Origin of the sequence: Gymnodinialimonas sp. 57CJ19 (genome assembly GCF_038396845.1) — a bacterium.
In the GTDB taxonomy this organism is placed as follows: domain Bacteria; phylum Pseudomonadota; class Alphaproteobacteria; order Rhodobacterales; family Rhodobacteraceae; genus Gymnodinialimonas.
On sequence record NZ_CP151587.1, the window covers coordinates 880,963 to 900,935 of the forward strand.

At 61.8% G+C, this 19,973-nt stretch carries 22 protein-coding genes; 11 read left to right on the top strand and 11 right to left on the bottom strand.

Annotated features, from left to right (window positions below):
• Positions 1 to 39: 39 nt before the first annotated feature.
• On the top strand, positions 40 to 747 hold the full coding sequence (locus tag AADW23_RS04310) for a hypothetical protein (RefSeq protein ID WP_341863297.1): 708 nt from the start codon (positions 40 to 42) through the stop codon (positions 745 to 747).
• Positions 748 to 768: 21 nt separating this feature from the next.
• Here the strand turns inward: AADW23_RS04310 and AADW23_RS04315 are convergent, their stop codons facing one another.
• The 5 genes from AADW23_RS04315 to AADW23_RS04335 form a co-directional block, all read right to left on the bottom strand.
• The gene (locus AADW23_RS04315; RefSeq protein WP_341863298.1) at positions 769 to 1,638 is read right to left on the bottom strand and encodes a DMT family transporter; all 870 of its coding nucleotides are present in this window, start codon (positions 1,636 to 1,638) and stop codon (positions 769 to 771) included.
• 73 nt (positions 1,639 to 1,711) lie between these two features.
• A complete protein-coding gene (locus tag AADW23_RS04320; RefSeq protein ID WP_341863299.1) occupies positions 1,712 to 2,002 on the bottom strand; it encodes an HU family DNA-binding protein in 291 nt (96 codons plus the stop codon).
• Between the two features lie 136 nt (positions 2,003 to 2,138).
• On the bottom strand, positions 2,139 to 3,623 hold the full coding sequence (locus AADW23_RS04325) for an AMP nucleosidase (RefSeq protein WP_341863300.1): 1,485 nt from the start codon (positions 3,621 to 3,623) through the stop codon (positions 2,139 to 2,141).
• A gap of 28 nt (positions 3,624 to 3,651) precedes the next feature.
• Complete coding sequence (locus AADW23_RS04330; RefSeq protein WP_341863301.1) at positions 3,652 to 5,454, bottom strand: adenine deaminase C-terminal domain-containing protein; 1,803 nt, start codon at positions 5,452 to 5,454, stop codon at positions 3,652 to 3,654.
• 115 nt (positions 5,455 to 5,569) lie between these two features.
• A complete protein-coding gene (locus AADW23_RS04335) occupies positions 5,570 to 6,268 on the bottom strand; it encodes an HAD family hydrolase (RefSeq protein ID WP_341863302.1) in 699 nt (232 codons plus the stop codon).
• A gap of 94 nt (positions 6,269 to 6,362) precedes the next feature.
• Here AADW23_RS04335 and msrA point away from each other — a divergent pair, with 94 nt between their 5' ends.
• Positions 6,363 to 7,043, top strand: coding sequence for a peptide-methionine (S)-S-oxide reductase MsrA (gene msrA / locus AADW23_RS04340; protein WP_341863303.1), 681 nt, complete (start codon positions 6,363 to 6,365; stop codon positions 7,041 to 7,043).
• A 58-nt stretch (positions 7,044 to 7,101) separates the two neighbouring features.
• Here msrA and AADW23_RS04345 read toward each other — a convergent pair whose 3' ends face one another.
• The gene (locus AADW23_RS04345; protein WP_341863304.1) at positions 7,102 to 7,389 is read right to left on the bottom strand and encodes a YggT family protein; all 288 of its coding nucleotides are present in this window, start codon (positions 7,387 to 7,389) and stop codon (positions 7,102 to 7,104) included.
• Positions 7,390 to 7,529: 140 nt separating this feature from the next.
• Between AADW23_RS04345 and AADW23_RS04350 the strand changes: the two genes are divergently transcribed.
• From AADW23_RS04350 to AADW23_RS04365, 4 genes are read left to right on the top strand one after another with little or no spacing between them, the layout of a single operon-like run.
• The gene (locus tag AADW23_RS04350) at positions 7,530 to 8,060 is read left to right on the top strand and encodes an acyl-CoA thioesterase (RefSeq protein ID WP_341863305.1); all 531 of its coding nucleotides are present in this window, start codon (positions 7,530 to 7,532) and stop codon (positions 8,058 to 8,060) included.
• 57 nt (positions 8,061 to 8,117) lie between these two features.
• Positions 8,118 to 9,473 (top strand): MFS transporter, encoded by a 1,356-nt coding sequence (locus AADW23_RS04355; RefSeq protein ID WP_341864272.1) that lies wholly within the window; start codon positions 8,118 to 8,120, stop codon positions 9,471 to 9,473.
• Between the two features lie 17 nt (positions 9,474 to 9,490).
• Complete coding sequence (mepA, locus tag AADW23_RS04360; protein ID WP_341863306.1) at positions 9,491 to 10,390, top strand: penicillin-insensitive murein endopeptidase; 900 nt, start codon at positions 9,491 to 9,493, stop codon at positions 10,388 to 10,390.
• Complete coding sequence (locus AADW23_RS04365; RefSeq protein WP_341863307.1) at positions 10,363 to 11,256, top strand: esterase-like activity of phytase family protein; 894 nt, start codon at positions 10,363 to 10,365, stop codon at positions 11,254 to 11,256. The genes mepA and AADW23_RS04365 overlap by 28 nt, the downstream gene beginning before the upstream one ends.
• On the opposite strand, the gene AADW23_RS04370 is transcribed toward AADW23_RS04365, so the two are convergent.
• The gene (locus AADW23_RS04370) at positions 11,253 to 12,092 is read right to left on the bottom strand and encodes a TIGR00730 family Rossman fold protein (RefSeq protein ID WP_341863308.1); all 840 of its coding nucleotides are present in this window, start codon (positions 12,090 to 12,092) and stop codon (positions 11,253 to 11,255) included. The two genes, AADW23_RS04365 and AADW23_RS04370, sit on opposite strands and share 4 nt — an antisense overlap.
• Before the next feature lie 192 nt (positions 12,093 to 12,284).
• Here AADW23_RS04370 and AADW23_RS04375 point away from each other — a divergent pair, with 192 nt between their 5' ends.
• Entirely contained in the window at positions 12,285 to 12,992 is a 708-nt protein-coding gene (locus AADW23_RS04375) for a 1-acyl-sn-glycerol-3-phosphate acyltransferase (protein WP_341863309.1), read from the top strand.
• 57 nt (positions 12,993 to 13,049) lie between these two features.
• On the opposite strand, the gene AADW23_RS04380 is transcribed toward AADW23_RS04375, so the two are convergent.
• Positions 13,050 to 13,487 (bottom strand): hypothetical protein, encoded by a 438-nt coding sequence (locus AADW23_RS04380; RefSeq protein ID WP_341863310.1) that lies wholly within the window; start codon positions 13,485 to 13,487, stop codon positions 13,050 to 13,052.
• 45 nt (positions 13,488 to 13,532) lie between these two features.
• Positions 13,533 to 13,937 (bottom strand): hypothetical protein, encoded by a 405-nt coding sequence (locus tag AADW23_RS04385; protein ID WP_341863311.1) that lies wholly within the window; start codon positions 13,935 to 13,937, stop codon positions 13,533 to 13,535.
• Positions 13,938 to 14,079: 142 nt separating this feature from the next.
• Here AADW23_RS04385 and dapD point away from each other — a divergent pair, with 142 nt between their 5' ends.
• The 3 genes from dapD to AADW23_RS04400 all read left to right on the top strand — a co-directional run bounded on the left by dapD (position 14,080) and on the right by AADW23_RS04400 (position 15,845).
• A complete protein-coding gene (dapD, locus tag AADW23_RS04390) occupies positions 14,080 to 14,919 on the top strand; it encodes a 2,3,4,5-tetrahydropyridine-2,6-dicarboxylate N-succinyltransferase (protein WP_341863312.1) in 840 nt (279 codons plus the stop codon).
• A 235-nt stretch (positions 14,920 to 15,154) separates the two neighbouring features.
• Complete coding sequence (locus AADW23_RS04395; protein WP_341863313.1) at positions 15,155 to 15,406, top strand: GlsB/YeaQ/YmgE family stress response membrane protein; 252 nt, start codon at positions 15,155 to 15,157, stop codon at positions 15,404 to 15,406.
• Between the two features lie 67 nt (positions 15,407 to 15,473).
• Complete coding sequence (locus tag AADW23_RS04400) at positions 15,474 to 15,845, top strand: hypothetical protein (protein ID WP_341863314.1); 372 nt, start codon at positions 15,474 to 15,476, stop codon at positions 15,843 to 15,845.
• A 19-nt stretch (positions 15,846 to 15,864) separates the two neighbouring features.
• On the opposite strand, the gene AADW23_RS04405 is transcribed toward AADW23_RS04400, so the two are convergent.
• Positions 15,865 to 16,911 (bottom strand): Hint domain-containing protein, encoded by a 1,047-nt coding sequence (locus AADW23_RS04405; RefSeq protein WP_341863315.1) that lies wholly within the window; start codon positions 16,909 to 16,911, stop codon positions 15,865 to 15,867.
• A 13-nt stretch (positions 16,912 to 16,924) separates the two neighbouring features.
• The gene (locus AADW23_RS04410) at positions 16,925 to 18,499 is read right to left on the bottom strand and encodes a Hint domain-containing protein (protein WP_341863316.1); all 1,575 of its coding nucleotides are present in this window, start codon (positions 18,497 to 18,499) and stop codon (positions 16,925 to 16,927) included.
• A 295-nt stretch (positions 18,500 to 18,794) separates the two neighbouring features.
• Here AADW23_RS04410 and dapE point away from each other — a divergent pair, with 295 nt between their 5' ends.
• The gene (gene dapE / locus AADW23_RS04415) at positions 18,795 to 19,961 is read left to right on the top strand and encodes a succinyl-diaminopimelate desuccinylase (protein ID WP_341863317.1); all 1,167 of its coding nucleotides are present in this window, start codon (positions 18,795 to 18,797) and stop codon (positions 19,959 to 19,961) included.
• The last annotated feature ends 12 nt before the right edge of the window (positions 19,962 to 19,973 follow it).

The following is a 19,973-nucleotide window of genomic DNA, read 5'->3' on the forward strand; positions in this document are numbered from 1 at the left end:
AAATAAGGCGGTTCTGGGGACTTAAGAATTGGATGTCTGATGGGGCAGAATGCTCACAGCAGTAAGTCGCATCGCGGCTATGTAACGATTGATTGGTTTGTTCTGACGGTGGCCTGTGTCGCGCTGTTGTTTTTGTTGGGGACATTACTGCGCACCACCGTCGATGCCGACGACATCAACTCGGGCAGTTTCAACCAACTTGCGGGGCAAGATACGCTTCTGGCGTATCAGGATTTCAACTTCGGCGCTCCGGGGTGGAGCCCTGCTGAAACCAGCGATCGTCTGCCGGGCCTTGGCCCGGTTCTTGGCCCTTTCTCTGACACGGCTGTGCAACGCTCTTTCGTGATGCACACGGATGCGACCACGGCGCAGATCACCTTTGACATCCATCTGATCGGTGGCTGGGCGGGGCAGGGCGGCGTCCATATCTCGCTTGGCGAAGAGCAGGTGTTGACGATCAATGTCCCCGAGGGTGCGAGCCTTGGGGATGTTACCTTCCAAACCGCCGAAACGGACTCGGTCAACATCGCTGTGCGAAGCGATCTGATCCAGCCCCGTCCGTCTGAACCGGCCCTTCCCGAAACAGCAGAGGCTTTCGCCAGCTTGCGGGTACGGATGACCTTGGCCGATCCGGCGGAAACCCTGGTCCTGCGCCTGAACGCGGATGTCGACGGCGACGGGGCACTGTGGTCGTTGGATAACCTGACGGTGGTGGCCACCAGCGGGGATGGGGCGACGCAGCCCTGACCGGGGCGCGGCTGGGGCGGCTCAGCTTTTGATCCGGGATCGTTGCACCGCCAAGATGCCCCCCGCGATGATGGCCACGCCAAGGGCGTCGGTCCAGCTCAGGCGCTCGGACAGGAACACGAAGGCAATGGCAACGCCGAAGACGGGGTTTAAAAAGTGATACGTCGCCGCCCGCGTCGCGCCGATCCGCCCTACCAGAAGGAACCAGATCAGTGTCGCCGCAAGGCCGGGCATCAGCGTGGTATAGACGAAGGCAAGGATGAAGGGTTGGGTCCATTCCACCGCCAACGTCTCGAACGCCATGGCGGGCAAAAGCAACGCTGCTGAGCCCACAATCATCTGCAACCCCACGATCATCAGCAGATTGCCCCCATCGGACGAGGCGCTTTTGACCGTCAGCGTTGCCGCCGCCAGCGCCACAGCGCCGATCAGGCACAGGGCAATGCCAAAGGGGTCCGCGCCGCCGCCAAAGCGTTGCGCCATGATAATGGCAACCCCGGCAAAGCCTGCCACCATCCCAAGGATACCCATGGCGGGCAGCCGTTCCTTGAAGATCGTCCAGTTTGCGAGCGCCACCAACAACGGCATGGTGGAGGCGATGATCGCCGCAAGGGACGCCTCAATCGTCTGCATGGCGACGAAGTTCAGCCCCAGATAGATCGCATTCTGGCACAGGCCAAAGATGATGACCGCCCGCCATTGGTTGCGGGTCAGGTTGAAGCGTTGTCCCAAGGCAAACGCAATGCCGACGCCGATGATGCCGGAAATCAGGAACCGCGCGGAAAGCGAATAAAGCGGCGGCGCGGCCTCTACGATGATGCGGGCCGAGGTGAAAGCCGACGACCAGATCAGGGCGAATGTCAGCCCCATGATTACCGCGCGCACGTCCATCGAGTGTCCCTTCAACGAAAAAGGGCCGCACCCTTCGGCGCGACCCTTTCATGTCTTTTCGTGGACAGCAATATTAGCCGTTCACGGAATCCTTGAGTGCCTTGGCGATGGTGACTTTCACCTGCTTGTCGGCCTCTTTTTTGATCTGCTCGCCCGTGGCGGGGTTGCGAACCATACGCTCTGGACGCTCGCGGCAGTATACTTTGCCGATGCCAGGAAGGGTCACGGCGCCGCCGTTTGCCACTTCTTTGGTGACCACGGACGTTACTGCGTCGAGTGCTGCACCAGCGGCTTTCTTGTCGCCGCCCATTTCCTCGGCCAGTGCGGCAACGAGTTGTGTCTTAGTCATGGGTTTAGTTGCCATGTGCTTATTCTCCTGCTGTCTATCCCCCGAGCCCTAGGGCCGGTTGGCGCGAAACTAACCGTATTTTGCGGGGCCATACAACGGAGCAAACCCATGTTTTGTTGAAAAACATGGGTTAAAGTGAGTTTTTCTTTGGTCAGAGGAACGCGGTCTCCTGAAAAGAGCGTAATTTCCGGCTGTGAAGACGCGCCAAAGGCATGTCGCGCAGGTGTTCCATGGCGCGAATACCGATCTGCAAATGTCGGGCGACCTGGTCCTTGTAGAAGTCCGAGGCCATGCCGGGCAGCTTCAGCTCTCCGTGCAGGGGCTTGTCGGACACGCACAAAAGCGTGCCGTAGGGAACGCGGAAGCGGAATCCATTGGCGGCAATCGTGGCGCTTTCCATATCCAGGGCGACAGCGCGCGATTGCGACAGACGCTGCACCGGACCGGATTGATCGCGCAGTTCCCAGTTGCGGTTGTCAAAGCTGGCGACAGTGCCGGTGCGCATGATGCGCTTCAGCTCAAACCCTTCCAGCGCGGTCACGTCCGCCACAGCGGTTTCCAGTGCCACCTGAATTTCGGCAAGGGCCGGGACAGGCACCCAGATCGGCAGATCGTCATCCAGCACTTTATCTTCGCGCAGATACGCATGGGCGAGCACGAAATCCCCCAAGCGCTGGGAATTGCGAAGGCCCGCGCAATGGCCCACCATCAGCCATGCATGGGGGCGCAGAACCGCGATATGGTCCGTCGCCGTCTTCGCGTTCGACGGGCCGACGCCGATGTTGACCAAGGTGATCCCCGAGCCATCTTCGCGCACCAGATGATACGTCGGCATCTGCGGCATCTTCGCAGGCTGCGCGATGGGGGTTTTTGCGTCGGTGATGATCGTGTTCCCGGTGGCGACAAAGCTGGTGTAGCCGCTGTCGGGGTCATCCAGCTGCGCACGGGCGTAGGCCTCGAACTCATCCACATAGAACTGATAGTTCGTGAACAGAACGTGGTTCTGGAAATGGCTGGGGTCGGTGGCGGTGTAATGGGCCAGCCGCGCAAGGGAATAGTCGATGCGCTGCGCCGTGAAGGGCGCCAGCGGCCAAGCGCCGTCCTCAAACATGAAGCCGAATCCGTTGACGATATCATCGTTGGTCGTGGCCAGATCGGGCACGTCGAAAACGTCGCGCAGAACGAAGTCGCCCGCGCCCTCTTGTGGCACGGTGATCGAGGTATCTTGCGCCACGGCAAAGTGGACAGGCATCGGTGTCATGGACGGGCCGACATAGATGCTGACGCCATGGTTCTTCAGCAGCAGGTCAATCTGCTGCGTCAGGTAATTCTCGAACAGATCGGGACGGGTGATTGTCGTGGCATAGGTGCCGGGCTCGGACACATGGCCGAAGGACAAGCGGCTATCGACGGCGGCAAAGGACGTCGTGCGCAGGCGGATCTCGGGGTAATAGGCCCGAAACCGCGTGCCCTCGGTCGCGCCATTGGCGAGTGTCTCGGTAAAGTGGTCACATAGAAAGCGCGTGGCCTCCTTATACAGCGCCTGCACCTGCGCCACGGCGGCGGCGGCTTCGGCGTAGGCCTGAGGCTCGCCGTGGTCAGGGGTCTTGATGTGGAGCGGAGGATGGGTGGTCATAAGGTCTCGATCATAGGTCAGGCCGGCGTCATTCTACGATGACATCGGTAAGTTGGAAGGTGCGCACGTCCACAAGGCCAAGGTCGGAAATCCGCAATTCAGGGATCACTACAAGGGCCAGAAGCGAGTGCTGCATATAGGCGTTGTTCAAAGTGCAGCCTGCGGCCGTCATGGCATCGACAAGCTCGGTTACATTGGCGGCCACCTCGGCGGCGGGACGGTCGGACATCAGGCCTGCGATGGGCAATTCCACCAGCGCCTTTTCTTCGCCGTCCTGCCAAAGGGTAACGCCGCCGCCGACCTCGCCCAAGCGCATGGCGGCTTTCGCCATCATCTCGCGGTCGGTGCCGACAACTATCATATGGTGACTATCGTGCGCCACGGTAGAGGCCATGGCCATTCCGGGCCCGTAGCCGAAACCGCTGACAACGGCGTTGGTGACCTGTCCCGTGGCCCGGTGGCGTTCCACCAGCGCGATCTGGGCGATGCCACCTTTCTCAGATTGGGCAGGCTCGACGATGCCATTGTGCACGGGAAGGTCCAGTTGCAGCGCCTTGGTGGGGGCCTGGTTTTCGACCACGCCAATGACGTTGGCGGTGACTTGGTCGGCATCAGAGCGGATTTCAAAGTCCGCCGCCGTCAGGGTTTTGCCAAGGTTGACCGATTGGCGCGTATCTTCGGGCCAGTCGAGGTGGGGGCAATCGGCAAGGCATTTGCCGCCCTCGGCCACTTTCACGCCGCGCCCATAGACGACCTCGACCGGCAGGGTGTTCAGATCGCTGGTCACGATCATATCGGCCCGACGGCCCGGCGCGATCTGGCCAATCTCGCGCTCCAGCCCGAAGTGGGTGGCGGTGTTGATCGTCGCCATTTGTAGCGCAATCAGCGGATCACAGCCGCAGTCGATGGCGTGGCGCACGGCGCGGTTCATGTGGCCGTCTTCCACCAGCGTCTTGGCGAAACAATCATCGGTGCAGATGATCATGTTGCGCGGATCAAGGCCGCGCTCGGTGATCGCGGTGATCTGCGACTCGATATCGTACCATGCGGAGCCGAGGCGGATCATCGACCGCATCCCCTGACGCATCCGGGCCACGGCGTCTTTTTCGCAGGTGCCCTCATGTTCATCGGCGGGGCCGCCGGCCACATAGGCGTGGAAGTTCGGCCCCAGATCCGGAGAGGCATAATGCCCGCCCACGGTCTTGCCCGCGGCCTGGGTCGCGGCGATCTCGGCCAGCATCTGTTGCGAGCCGTTGATGACGCCGGGGAAGTTCATCATTTCCCCCAGCCCCACGATGCCGGGCCATTGCATGGCAGCGGTGACATCATCGGGGCCGATTTCAAACCCGGTGGTCTCCAACCCCGGCGCCGAGGGCGCACAGGACGGCATCTGGGTGAACACGTTTATCGGCTGCATCAGCGCCTCGTCATGCATCAGGCGAACACCGCGCAGGCCGAAAACATTGGCGATTTCATGGGGGTCGGTGAACATCGACGTGGTGCCGTGGGGAATGACAGCACGGGAAAACTCCGCCGGGGTTAGCATCCCTGATTCGATATGCATGTGCCCGTCACAGAGGCCGGGAATCAGGTAGCGGCCAGACAGCTCCTCCACTGTCGTGTCCTCGCCGATGCAATGGCTGGCGTCGGGGCCGACATAGGCGAAACGCCCGTGCTTAACGGCGACTTGCCAGCCGTCCATGACCTCACGGGTCTGGACGAGAACGACACGGGTATCGCGCAGAACCAGATCAGCGGCAGCACGGCCAGCGGCGACGGCAACAAGGTCGCTTGCGACGTCTTGCCAAGAGGGAAAGGGGGTATGTTCCATGTCCCAATTTTGCAGAGCCGAAGGGGCGCTGCAAGTGACGTTTATGTGGCAGGCCCCAACGTCTGGTTCAGGCGTTGGGATTCGATATTTATAAAAAGGTGAATGGGGGGTGTGCTTAGGCGCGGAGGCGGTTTTTGTGGAGGGCGGTGTAGATCGGCAGCGCCTCTTGCAGGAGGGGTTGCAGGTGGTCGGGAAGCGTGGGGAGGGGGCCTTCAGCTGCTGCGAAGCCGGTGGATTTATGGACGGCGTCGTACCAATGGGGGGCCCAGGCGCCGTCGTAGGGTTTGGGGCCTTTGGACCAGGAGAGCATGGCGGGGTCGAAGGGCAGGTCGATGGCGGCGCACAGCGCGCGCAGCATGGCCTCGGGGTTGGCGCGGATATCGGCACTGTCGATGATCGGGCCGGGAAGGGCCGCGTGGATGCGTTCCGCCTGGGCAAAGCCGATATCGTCCAGCGTGATGGCGACGTCGTTCTTGACGGCGTAGCTGGCGATCACACGGGCCGGGTGGCGCAGAAGGTGGACGTTTGCGCAGTCCCTGGCCCAATCCAGAGGGAACGAGGGCAGCATGTGGTGGGCCATGACCTTGAGGTATTGCACCGGCTTGGCCGGGGTTGAGAGGGCCGCCACCACGCGGGCGGGGTCGGTCGGTTGGCTGGAAAGGATGGCGTCCTGCATCGGATGTTCCACGCCCGATTGCGCCAGATAGGCGGCGTAGAAAGGTTCATCCACAGCAACGCAATCGGCGCGGTTGCCGAAGGCATAGAGCATGGCCGTTGACAGATTTCGCGGGCCGGACCACATGGCGATACGCATAGACACCTCCGTTCATTTCCGCGTGAGATCACACCCCTCGGGCTTGCAATGCAAGAGCACTTTGAGGAGCCTTGTGAAAGAAACGGAGGTGCCCATGCCCAGAAGCCCGATCAACGAGAGCATCAAGCCCATCGCCCTGGCCCTTGCGATCCTTGCGGGGGCGGTATTGCACGGCGGTCGCGCCCATGCCGAAGACATCCGGACCACGGTTGTGGCGGGGGGGTGCTTTTGGTGTGTCGAGAGCGATTTTGAGGGCGTTAACGGCGTGATCGAAGTTGTGTCCGGCTTCGCGGGCGGCAGCGTGGCGAACCCGTCGTACCGCGATGTCGTGAGCGGTGGCACCGGCCATCTGGAGGTCGCGCAGATCACCTATGATGCCGATGTGTTGCCCTATGCGGGGCTGTTGCGGTTGTTCCTGCGCTCCATTGATCCGCTGGACGCGGACGGGCAGTTTTGCGATCGGGGCCACAGTTATACGACCGCGATTTTCGTGGATGACGCGCGGGAGCGGGATATCGCCCGCGGCGCAATCATGGAGGCCGAGGGCAGTCTTGGCCAAAGCATCGTGACCCCGATCCTTGATGCCGCGCCGTTCTACGCAGCGGAGGACTACCATCAGGATTACTACCGCTCGGACGCCTTGGTTCTGACGCGTTTTGGCCCGCGCCGGAAGTCGGTGGCGTATGAGCTGTATCGCGCCGCCTGCGGGCGCGATCAGCGGGTGTTGGATGTCTGGGGATCAGAAGCGGCCTTTGCGGCGGCGCATCTGAATTGATTTACCGTTGATATGCCCGCCGAGGGGCACACGCGCGCGCCCCGGGCCGAGGCCCGGTCTACAGGAAGACGGCCACGTTGTTGCGTAGGATGATCTCTAGGGCATAGAGGCCGAGGATCACCACCAGGGGCGCAAGATCAAGCCCGCCCATGTTCGGCAGGAAGCGCCGGATCGGGTCGTAGATCGGTTGCAGGAGGCGGTTCAGCCCGTCCCAAATCTGCGCCACGATGGGCTGGTGCATGTTCAAGACGCCGAAGTTGATCAGCCAGGACATGATGATATGGGCGATCACGATGAATTTCACGACGCCGATCAAAAGCAGCAGGATCTGAAACAAAGAGGTCATGGGCAAAGGTTCCGCGTTCGTGTGAGTTGCTTGCCAAATAGGGGCGCGGGTCTTTGGCTGCAAGCGGCGATGCGGCGCGGCACGGGTTTTGACGTAGCGATGCCCTTGCACTTGGCAGCGGTTGGCGCGATGCAGCGGCCATGTATCCATTCCTCAGACTTGGCAGCGTCATGCTGCGCGAAAGCCGTCTTCCCTCGATGGGGATTTACGACACCCATAAGATGTCGATGACCTGCTTACCCGTTGATATTGACGGGTTTATGGAGATGAACAACGGCCGCATCCTGACCCTGTTTGATCTGGGGCGCTTTGCTTTGTCGATCCGTATCGGGCTGATGGATGTCCTGAAGCAACAGAAGTGGGGGCTGGTCGTTGCGGGCTCTACCGTGCGCTATCGGTCGCGGATCACGCCGCTTCAGAAATTCGAGATGCGGACGCGGTTTCTGGGGTGGGATGAGAGGTTTTTCTACCTGGAACAAGCGATGTGGCGCGGCGATACCTGCTGCAACCACGCGTTGTTGCGCACGGGCGTGACGGCCAACGGGCGGTTGGCGCCGGTCGATGATGTGGCAAAGGCGCTGGGGGTCGAGGGCGAAAGTCGCCCGCTTCCGGCATGGGCCACCGCCTGGGCTGAGGCGGACAAGACACGGATCTGGCCGCCCGAGTTCTAGGCACACGCTTGGCGATGGACAAACGCCGCCCGGCGCAGGACAGTGCGAGGCATGATTATGACCGCTCCCGCCTCTGAAACTGCCTCCGGCCTTCGCAAACGTATCGTGGGATGGTGGGCGTTCGACTGGGCAAGCCAGCCGTATAACACGTTGCTGCTGACCTTCATCTTCGGCCCCTATGTGAACGAGCTTCTGGGCGACGGCACCCAGGCGCAGACGGCTTGGGGATACGGCGTTGGCATTGCGGGATTCCTGATCGCCATTTCCGCACCGTTTCTTGGCGCGATGGCCGACCTTTCGGGGCGGCGGATGCCATTTATCAGGCTGTTTTCCGTGATGTATTTCGTCGGCGCCTACGGCTTGTGGTGGGCCGCGCCGGGGGATTTCAACCTGCTGCTAACGCTGATTTTCTTCGCGATCGGCCTGATCGGGATGGAGTTCGCGACAATCTTCACCAATGCGATGCTACCCAGCCTTGGCCCGAAAGAAGACATCGGGCGGATCTCAGGTTCGGGCTTTGCCTGGGGCTATGTGGGCGGCTTGGTGGCCCTTGTCTTGATGCTGTTTTTCTTCGCCGAAAGCGCCGAGACGGGCACAACCCTTTTGGGGATCGAGCCGATCCTCGGCCTTGATGCCGAGGCACGCGAAGGCACGCGGGCCGTTGGTCCCCTGACCGCGATCTGGTTTGCCATTGGCATGATCCCCTTCTTTTTATGGGTGCGTGACACGCCGCTTCCCGGGGCGGTGCCGATGGGGCACGCCCTGCGCGGGGCGATGCCTGCGCTGATGAAGACCCTGCGCCGGCTGCCGTCGGAGAAGCCGCTAATGGCCTATCTGGCCTCGTCCATGTTCTACCGCGACGCGCTGAACGGGATGTATGTGTTTGGCGGTATCTATGCCTCGGGCGTGCTGGGGTGGAGCGTGGTGGACGTTGGCATCTTCGGCATCCTCGCCATTTTGACGGGGGCGTTCTTTTCGTGGCTCGGCGGGCGGGCAGACGGGCGCTTTGGGCCTAAACCGGTGATTGTCGTGAACGTGGTCATGCTGACGTTCGTGGCATTGGCGGTGGTGTTCATCAGCCGCGACAGCGTCTTGGGTATCCCCGTGGCCGAGGGCTCCTCTCTGCCCGATATCGCCTTCTACATCCTTGGCGCTTTCATCGGCGCTTGCGGCGGCGCGTTGCAGTCATCGTCGCGGACGATGTTGGTGCGCCAAGCCTACCCCGATCGCATGACCGAGGCCTTTGGCCTTTATGCGCTGGCGGGAAAGGCGACCTCTTTCATCGCGCCTTTGTCGATCGGATTTGTCACGCAAATGTCGGGCAGCCAGCAGGTGGGGGTTGTGCCGCTGGTGGTTTTGTTCACGATTGGTCTGATCCTGCTGTATTTTGTGGATCCCGAAGGCCGAAACTAATTTCAGGAGATATCGATATGAAACGATGGTTCCCCTTTGCATTGATGTTCTTGGCTGCCTGTGGGGCGGGCGGGCCTACGGTGGAATTGACCGCGACCCAGTCGCGCAGCGAAGGCCGGCAATACTTCGGCGCGGAGACCACCGGTTCCGGCGGCGAGAGCGAGGTGATTGGATTTTACTCCAACGGGTGCGTAGCCGGCGCGCAACAATTGCCCGAAACGGGGCCGACGTGGCAGTCCATGCGCCTGTCGCGGAACCGCAGCTGGGGCCATTCGGAGCTGATTGATTATGTCGAGACCCTGTCCGCGAATGTGGCGCGCAATACGGCGTGGGACGGGCTCTATGTTGGCGATATGTCGCAACCGCGCGGCGGGCCGATGCTGACAGGTCACGCCAGCCACCAAAGCGGCCTGGATGCGGATATCTGGATGCTGCCCGCCACGGATCTGACCCTGACAAGGGAGGAACGGGAAAACCTGTCCTCTATCTCGGTCCGGGCGGAACGGGGCGCATCGGTGAATGGCAACTGGACCGCCGATCATGCCGAAGTGTTGCGCCTTGCCGCCACCGACCCCCGCGTTGCGCGCATTTTCGTGACGACGGGCGTGAAAGTCTGGCTGTGCCAGAATGTCACCGGGGATCGCAGCTGGCTGTCGCACATCCGCCCTGCCACAGGGCATCACTACCATTTCCACGTGCGTCTTCAGTGCCCCGATGGGGACCGCAATTGCCAGAATCAGGCCTTGCCCCAGGGCGATGGCTGCCAAGAGGCCTATGACCGGGCCGAGCGTATCAGGAACCCGCCGCCTCCCGGCCCGCCCAACAATGATCCGCCCCCCGCCAGCCCCCCTTCGGGCATGCGCGTGGCCCTTGGGAACATGCCAAACCAATGCGCCGCAATCCTCAGCGGGTTCTGATCGCCGCCTTTGCCGCGCTTTTGCAATTCTCTCCGGTCGCCGCGCAGGCGGTGTTTCGGGGCGAAGTGCATCTTGAAGCGACGGCAGAGGCATCCCGGTTCGGGGGGCTTTCCGCCATCGAGATGTCCGAGGAAGGCACCACTGCGCTGGTGCTTTCGGACAGGGGAATGCTGTTCGACCTGTCCCTGACCCGCGCCGCCGGGGCGATCACGGATGTCACCGTGTGCTGTGGCGCAAGGATCACCTGGGACGGAGGTGTTCACCTCAGCACGGCGCAACGCGACAGCGAAGGCTTGGCGATCTTGCCAAGTGGCGAGATTGTCATTTCCTTTGAAGGCCAAGGCTTCGCCCGCCTTGCCGTGCATCGCCGCGACGGGGTGCAAACCCGCACCTTCCCCGAAGTGCCCGGCGTTGCCGTCTTGCCCCCCAACGGCGCGTTTGAAGGCGTTGCCGCCGATGCGCGGGGGCGGCTTTATACCCTGCCTGAGGCGATGCCGGGCCAAGGCCCCATTCCCCTGCTGCGGCTCGACCGGGGCCGGTGGAGCCTTTTTGCACAATTGCCCCGATCGTCGGGTTGGTCCCCCGTGGCCCTCGATTTCGACGACCGCGGGCGTCTTTACCTGCTGGAGCGCCGCGTCGTGGTGCCGTTCGGTCTTTCGTCTCGGCTGACGCGTTTTGACGTTGCACCAGCCGGGCTGTCAGGGGCCGAGGTTCTGTTACACAGCCGCACCGGTCGCCATGGCAACCTGGAGGGGCTGAGCATCTGGCGCGACGGGCAGGGGCAGCTTGTCGCCACCATGGTCAGTGACGACAATTTCTTGGCCATGCTGAACACAACCTTGGTGGAATACTCCCTGCCGGATTAACGGCCCGGGATCTCTCCGCGTTTGCCCGACAACGTCCAGCCGTCGATCACGTCCAGCGCGTCTTGGGCGGTTTCCACGAAGCGGAACAGGTTCAGGTCATCGGCCGAAATCGTGCCCGCCCGGACCAGCGCGTCCCAGTTGATGATCTCGCGCCAGAATTCCTCTCCGAACAGCAGAACCGGCACCTGCTCCATCCGGCCGGTCTGGATCAGGGTCAGCGCCTCGAAAGTCTCGTCCATGGTGCCAAAACCGCCGGGGAAGACGGCAATCGCCTTGGCCCGCATCAGGAAGTGCATCTTGCGGATCGCGAAGTAGTGGAAGTTGAAGCACAGCTCCGGCGTGACGTAGTGGTTCGGCTCTTGTTCATGGGGCAGCACGATGTTGAGCCCGATGGATTTGCCACCCGCCTCCATCGCGCCACGGTTGCCAGCCTCCATCACACCGGGGCCGCCACCGGTCACCACGACGTTCTCGGTGCAATCGCTGGTCAGCGAGCGTTCGGTGATTACACGGGCAAACTCCTGCGCTTCCTCATAGTATTTCGACATGTCGCGCAGGGTGTCACTGCGGGCGCCATCGCGGTCTGCGGGGCGGGGAATGCGGGCACCGCCGAACAGAACGATCGTGGATTTGATCTTGTGGGCATCGAGGCCAAGTTCCGGCTTCAGCAATTCCAATTGCAGACGCACGGGGCGCAGTTCATCCCGGCACAGAAAATCCTCATCGGTGAAGGCCAACCGATAAGAGGGCGATTGCGCCTGCGGCGTATCCGGCAGTCTTTGGGTATCCACGCGATCTTGATGGGCATCGCGAAGGGGGTGGCGTTCGTTTGTCATGTTGGGTGGTCCCGAAAAGTCCTGTTTGCGGTACTCTATGGCAGAAATCGCCCAAGCTGAATCACAATCGCGGACCTGAAAAGAAGTCGCCCGCAGAAACCATGGCTTTGCGCCAACTATGGTTTCCCGTAGTTGAGGGGCAGGGGCGAGCCTTTACCCTTGGGCGACGCGATCTGGCATCTGGAAGGTTTGATGACAGCAGTACTACGGCTATTGGATGCGACCTTCGGACGGGTGATCCGGCACTTCTTCTTCATATGTTTGCGGACATATTTTGGCTTGTTCTACAACGTCTCCTGCTCGAACAAGCACCTGTTGCAGACGATGCCCCACGGGTTGATCCTTGCGACACACGTCACCCGGCTGGATGGGCCGATGGTGGCCTCGGTCCTGTACCCGACACGGCGGGTTCTTCCGGCGGTGCACTACAACGAATACTACCACCCGGCACAGTTCTTCGTCTTGATGCCATCGGGGTGCATTCCGCTGTCCTCTCCGAAAAGCTGGCCCGCGCAACGCCGCGCCGCACGGAAGGTCTGGGCACGTGACAAGCTGATCGACACAATCAACCGCGGCAAGTTCGTGCTGCTGTTTCCCGGCGGTCAGGCCAAGCGCCAGCCCCGTGAGATCATCCAACCGCACTTTAGTGGTGCCTATGATACCCTCCGCGCCGTGCCCGATTGCCCGGTTGCGATCCTGCGCATCAAGGGCCTCAGCAAATACGACACCCCCATCCATGATCGGTTCTGGAGCTTTCTGGGAATCAAGAAAGGGCGGCGCCACGTCACCATCACGATCGAGCGGCTGGACGGTGGGCTGGATACCAGCGTTTCGCTGGAGGAGTTCAATGCCGATCTGGAAGAACGCTTCAACGCGCCCCCCCATTGGCCTGCGACCTGACCGGGCGCACAGGGTCTGCCACCGGGCCATGGCATCGGCCCGGTGGCAGGGTCGCTTTTATTCGATGACCCAGACGTCAGGGCTTGTCGGCCCGTTGATGTAGTGCAGCAGCTGGTTGCCGTTGATCACAGCGTTGCCGCAGAAGGGTTCCGACACTTCGACACCGATGCAAAAGACATTGCCGCGTGCGGACCATGTCCCGTTCACGTCGTAGTAATCGCCCGGTCCGCTATAGAAGCGCCCCGCGACCCGACTACCTGGCAGCAGCCTATGGGATTCCTGATGGCGGGTGATTTGCTGACCGGAAAGGAATTGCTGCAAGGACGCAGCCCCCGGCCCCGGCCCCGGCGATGTTGCCCGCGCAGACGCGCCTGAGCCGCCTCCGGTAAGGAATGGTCCCGGGCCAACGGCTTCGGGCGGGACAGTGTCGAGGACGACACAGGCAGGCAGGGAAAGGGCTACAAAGGCCGCAATCCAGAGTTTGGCATGTTTCATCGGGCAATCATCCTTGAAGTTACAGTCACGAACCACCTCAACTCATTAAGCGGCGTAGGCTTCCATTTCCTGCCGTTGCGACGCGTCGAACAGGGACAGGTAATCACCGTCATAACGGATCGGAACGCAGGCGCCTCGGGCATAGGCCGCGACCGGGCCGGTAAAGCACATGGTCGCCGTGTCGATCGGCGCGCGCCACGTGCCATAGGCCTGCCCACCGTTCCGAAGCCCGACTGTGTAGGAGCCATCGCTCCACAGGTTCAGAGTCTCTCCTGTACGAATGTTCACAAACGCGCTCCCCCCCAGTTGGCTCGCTAGGGTGACGGAAGGGGCGACGGATGGAACGCCATTGACGCTTGGCCCGGTGACCGGCAGCGGATCAACGATCACACAGGCTGAAAGGGACAGGGCAGCGAAAGCGGTGCCAAGTGCGGCAAGTTTTAAGGTCATCAAGGGAACTCATTTCTTTTTGTGATCGGGCCAGCTTGCAAATCTAGATGACCCTTCGTCAAGCCTCGTCCGTCCAGCGCACATGGACAGACACAGCCGACGCCGCTATAGCGCTGCAAACCTGCCCATAAGGAGTGTCCCAATGTCCGGCACCGCGTCAAACGCCCAACTCGAAACCGCCATCGAAGCCGCTTGGGAGGCCCGTGACACGATCACCCCCGCCACCACAGGCGAAACCCGTGACGCCATCGAAAGCACGCTCGCCGCGCTGGACGGCGGCACCCTGCGTGTGGCCGAGAAACAAGACAGCGGCGACTGGCACGTGAACCAATGGGCGAAGAAGGCCGTGCTTCTGGGCTTCCGCCTGAAGGATATGGAGATGCAGTCCGGCTCCGCCCAAGGCGGCAGCTGGTGGGATAAAGTCGATAGCAAATGGGCCAATTGGGACGAAGGCGACTGGACCCAGGCCGGCTTCCGTGCCGTCCCTAACTGCGTCGTCCGTAAATCCGCCTATATCGCGCCCGGCGTGGTGCTGATGCCATCCTTCGTCAACCTGGGTGCCTATGTGGACACCGGCACAATGGTCGATACCTGGGCCACCGTCGGCTCCTGCGCCCAAATCGGCAAGAACGTCCACCTATCGGGCGGCGTCGGCATCGGCGGCGTGCTCGAGCCTATGCAGGCCGGCCCCACAATCATCGAGGACAATTGCTTCATCGGCGCGCGCTCCGAGGTCGTCGAAGGCTGCATCGTGCGTGAAGGCTCGGTGCTTGGCATGGGCGTGTTCATCGGCCAATCCACCAAGATCGTGGACCGTGAAAGCGGCGAAGTGATGTACGGCGAAGTCCCTTCCGGCTCAGTTGTTGTTGCAGGCTCCATGCCCTCGAAAAACGGCGTGAACCTCTACTGCGCCGTGATCGTAAAACGGGTGGACGAACGAACCCGCTCCAAAACATCGATCAACGAACTTCTGCGCGACTAACCCCACCCCCTCGACACGGCGCGCGGCCCTCCCTTCATCTTGGCCTTACAACTCCCGGGGGTTTGGGGGGCTGGCCCCCCAAGTAGAATAGGCTTGGTTTCAGAGGCTGGCCCCCCAAGTATCACGGACCCGGTTTGGGGGGCAGCCCCTCCCACTGCCTAGACCCGCTCAACACGCTGGACAGGCGGGCCCTTCCCCCGGCACAATGCCCCCGTCATTGATGGGAGCACACCACATGCAGGGCCTCGGATTTTTTGCAGCCATCCTCGTGGGCGGCCTCGCCGGGTGGATCGCCAGCCGCTTCATGGGCGCGCGCACGGGAATCTTCGTGAACATAATCCTCGGCATCGTCGGGGCAATCGTCGCCAATTTCCTGTTCCGCCTGATCGGCCTTGCCCCTTCGGGCGGATGGATCATGCAGGGGTTTGTCGGCTTTGTCGGCGCCTGCATCCTGATTGCCGCCCTGCGGTTATTGCGCGGACGTTAGTTTAAAACGCCGCATCCGCCCCATCGGCAGACTTGACAGGGGCCGGTTTTCTCCGCACTTCGCCCCCATGTCAGAGAACGATCAAAAGAAACCGAAAAAGCCAAAAGCCATCCACCAGGTGTTCACCTTGCTTGTGGAAGTTGGCCGTAAGGAAAACGATGGCTTGCCGAAGAAAGCGACCGGTGCGGGCCTGTTGTGCTTTGCCTCCGGCGTGGATGAGGCGGAAGCCGTCCGTGAAACAGTAGCCGTGCTCAAGCAAGCCGACCTCGCGCCACTGGACGTGACGGGCTATGGCTCCTTGGCCGAGCGCGAAGCGCAAGGCGATGAAATCAACGATGAAGAGCGGGAATTGATGGAACGGGCGCGGGCAGAAAACTCTGTCGTCGTGGTTCAGATGACACCGTTTTTTGGCGACGGTCCCGACCCGGCAAACGCCTGAGCCCTATGCGGCGTAGTCCTTAGGCCGCCCGGGCGTGGGCTGATACCAGGGCGCGGGCCGCGGCGCGATCCAGAAGCGGCAGCGACGGCGTCGTATCTGCGGCGTTGGGGCAAGCCGATTGGCTGATCTGCTGATCGCCCGATGCCATGACATCGCCTAGATGCACCGTTTCAATCGGAGAGTTCTCGACCCGAATACAAGCCGGGTCATCCAGCATCATATGATAGAAAATCCGCATCGGCTTGGACCGGTCCCGTACCACGGCGCGACCCGTCGCCATATCGGCGGCATTGGCCAGAACGGCTTCTGTCCCGCACAGATAATCCACAACCGGTCCGGTCTGAAGCAGGCGGGTTTGCGGCGTCACCAACAGATCCCGGATCAAGCCGAAGTAGGGCGCGCGCAGGCAAATGGGGGCGGTGCGCCCAAGGCATAGGCGCGGACGCGCCTCGATCCAGCGCAAAGGGTGGGAGGTGCCTTCAGCGTCCAGCAGCAAGTCGCCGGGGCGCAGGGCGTCAATTGGGCGGGGGCCTTCGATCGTGGACACCAAGGCGCCGCTCTCCACGCCCGGCAAGTCTGCGGCCGTCACAGCGCTAGAGGCGACGGCGGCCACATGGGCGACGGAAAGAAACCCCTCGGCCCTGGGCAGCGCATCGGCCAAGGTTGCTTGCTTCTGCAAGCCCGAGCGCAGCGATTGTACGGTATCCTGGTCGTAATTCTTGACCTCGAAGACATCGGCCCGGCCCTCAGAGCAGGCGATGTAGCGCAGGCCCAGGGTCTCTCCGGCCCGCAGGGTGGCAGGGGCCGAGCAAAGGTCAATCTCGCCGTGCAGCAAACGCACCGCCCCATCGGGCATCAGGTAGATGGAAATCGCATCCTGGCCTTCCGATGCACCCTGCCAAAGCCGCAAGGGAATATCGCGCGCCACACCGCGGCCCCGGCGCGGGGCGGGTTTGCGTGGGCCAATCAACTCCAGCCACAGGGTCATCGCCCGCAGGGGCGTGTGGCACGCCCTGGGCGGGGCCCGATGCGCCCGTCCATGGCTCCATATGGCTTGCCACGTCATCCGAAATTCCGCCCTATGCCAGCATCGCGCGGGCTTCAAAACCGCGCAGGGGCAGGCGGGCAGCGGGCCCATAGCCGTCCATCGTTTCTGGGTCTATCTCGGGGAACAGGGACAACACCTCATCCTGAACGTCGGCATCCAGATCGTGCATCACCGTGGGCCCGGGCAGGAAGCTTTCCGTCGCCAACCCTTCCGAAAAGACAATCTGGTGCTGGTCAAACAGCAGGTGGAAGTATTCCACCTCACCACCGGTCAGCACCCGGACCGAGCAATCGTTGACCAGATCCTTCGCAGCGACCAGAACCTCATCCTCGCCAAACATCAGTTCGGCCATCCAATGGGTCAGCATGATCCGATGCTGAGGCGAAACGACAAGGCGGCGATGCATCCCAAAGGTGCCCGCTTCAATCGCCACCGGGGCAAAGCGCCCCTCTGCCGCGATGGTCCGTGACCCGATCCAGCGGATCGGTTGCAGGCCATTGTCGCGGGTCTCGATTAAGTCCCCTGCCTCAAGATCCTCTACAGCCTTCTCGCCGTCTTGGGTCAGGATCATGGTGCCGCGCACAAAGCAGGGGATCGCCGTGACTGTGACAAAGGCGGTATCCGTAATGCCCGTGCCATCATCGGCTGTATAGGTGAAGTTGATTGTCTCGTTCGCCGTCAGGCCGGTTTGGCTGGCGGGCGGGTCGATCTCCAGCTCACCGGAAAGGGTCAGCGTTACAACGGTGCCATCGGCAAGGGTCACGCTATCGCCGGGATCAACCTCGATCCCGTTGACGTGGGTGATAAAGGCCACGCCGCCGGAGGTGGGGTCATTGGCCAACACGTCCAATACGGTTGTGACCCCTTCGTAATGGGTCACCGAGTCTGCGCCGGCAATGAATTCCCCTTGGATCGAGTTGGCCGCGATCAGCACGTTGGAATCGTATGAGCTGTCTCCGACATCGGCGATGCCGATCTTGATGTCGTTAGCTTCGCCATTGTTGACAGGCATCACCAGCGTCAGGGTCACCGTGAAGCCGTCCATCTCGGTGTTGTAGTCGTCGTTGGTGTTGTCGTTGAACAACGTGGCGTTGGCTTGGCTGTTGACCGAGTTAATCTGCGTCACGTTCACAATGGGGGATGTGACGAGGTTGCCGTTGACCCAGACGCCCACGATGTCGTTGTAGATCGAGCCGGTATATTCCGGGTATTCTTCCGACGCGAAGGTGAACTGCATGGTCACGAAATCGGTCGTTGGGGTGAAGTTCACCTCCAGAAAGCTGGCGTCATAGGTGTTGGTGCCCGCTGCCGCGTTGAAATCCGCGTCATTGTTCGCGCCAGAGGTGTTGGTAGACGTGCTAGAGGATCGGTTCGGGTCGCCACTGGACCTTGTGACATGGCTGGCGCGGCCGGTGGACAGGATAACGCCCGTATCGGACGGCGTCAGTTCCGGCGCTACGTCGTCGCCGTCATAGTAGATGCCAGAAGATTGGCTCCACCCGGAATAGCTCGCGCTGTTTACCGTCGTGCCGGGGCCAAAGATCGTTGTGGCCATCTGCATCGCAGTGGCGTTTTCATAAATTGGTAGTTCGTCGCCCGTCGCCATGGTCTGCCGTCACCCTTTCGGGCCGAGGTCGGGCATTACACATCACACGCACACGCTTGCAACCGGGGGAAACCCCCCGCGATTCATATGCTGATTACTCGTTACACTGCTCAATGCGGCGCTCATTTTTGGCGTCCGCTGCCTGCCTCGGCGTATTTATTATTACAAAAAGGTTAACACGCGATCGGCGAATTGCTCCAGAAAACTACGTACTTAGGCCATCATCCCGCCGCATTGTGGTCCATTGGCCACGCCGATAGGATGGTAACACAACATCCTGTATCCCGAGGTTTCCATGTCACAAGCCGCCGCATTGGCCCCCGTTGATCCTGTCGCACTGACGGCTGATCTGATCCGCTGCAACTCTGTGACGCCCTTGGAAGGCGGCGCTCTGGTCCTGCTGGAACGGCTGTTGTCCGAGGCAGGCTTCACCTGCACCCGGGTCGATCGCAACGGCATCGCCAACCTCTATGCCCGCTGGGGCACGCGCGGCAACGGCAAGGCGTTTGGCTTCAACGGCCATACCGATGTGGTTCCCGTCGGCGATGAGGCAGCATGGCGCTTCCCCCCGTTCGGCGCGGAAGTGGACGGAGAATGGATGTATGGGCGCGGCGCCACCGATATGAAATCCGGTGTGGCCGCTTTCGCCGCCGCCGCGATTGATTTCGTGCGTGAAACGCCTCCCGACGGGGCGATCGTTCTGGCGATCACCGGCGATGAGGAGGGCGAATCTACCGACGGCACCATCGCCCTTCTGGATTGGATGGAGGAGGTCGGCGAGCGCATCGACGTCTGCATCGTGGGCGAGCCGACCTGCCCCGAGGAAATGGGCGACATGATGAAAATCGGCCGCCGGGGTGCCCTGACCGCCTTCTTCGAGGTCATCGGCAAGCAAGGCCACTCCGCCTACCTGCACAAGGTCATCAACCCTCTGCCCGCCGTGGCGCTCCTGGGCCACCGCCTCTCGACCCATGTGCTGGACGAGGGCACCGACCACTTCGATGCCTCCACCTGCGCGATCACCACCATCGACACCGGCAACCCCGCCAACAACGTGATCCCCGCCCGCACCAAAATGACCGTGAACCTGCGCTTCAACGATACCCATACCGGCGCCAGCCTCACCGAATGGCTCCGCTCTGAGGCCGACCGCGTCGCCGAGGAAACCGGCACCCAGATCACCATGACCACCAAGCTCAGCGGCGAATCCTTCCTCACCCCTCCCGGTGACCTCTCCACCCTCGTGGGCAAGGCGGTCGAGGCCGAAACCGGCCGCACCCCGACCCTCTCCACCACCGGTGGCACCTCGGACGCTCGCTTCGTGAAAAACCACTGCCCCGTGGTCGAATTCGGCCTCGTCGGCCACCGGATGCACCAGGTGGATGAACGCGTCCGCATCAGCGATATAGAGGCCCTCAAACGGGTCTACACCCGTGTCCTTACCGACTACTTCGCCGACTAGTGCCGCCGCCCT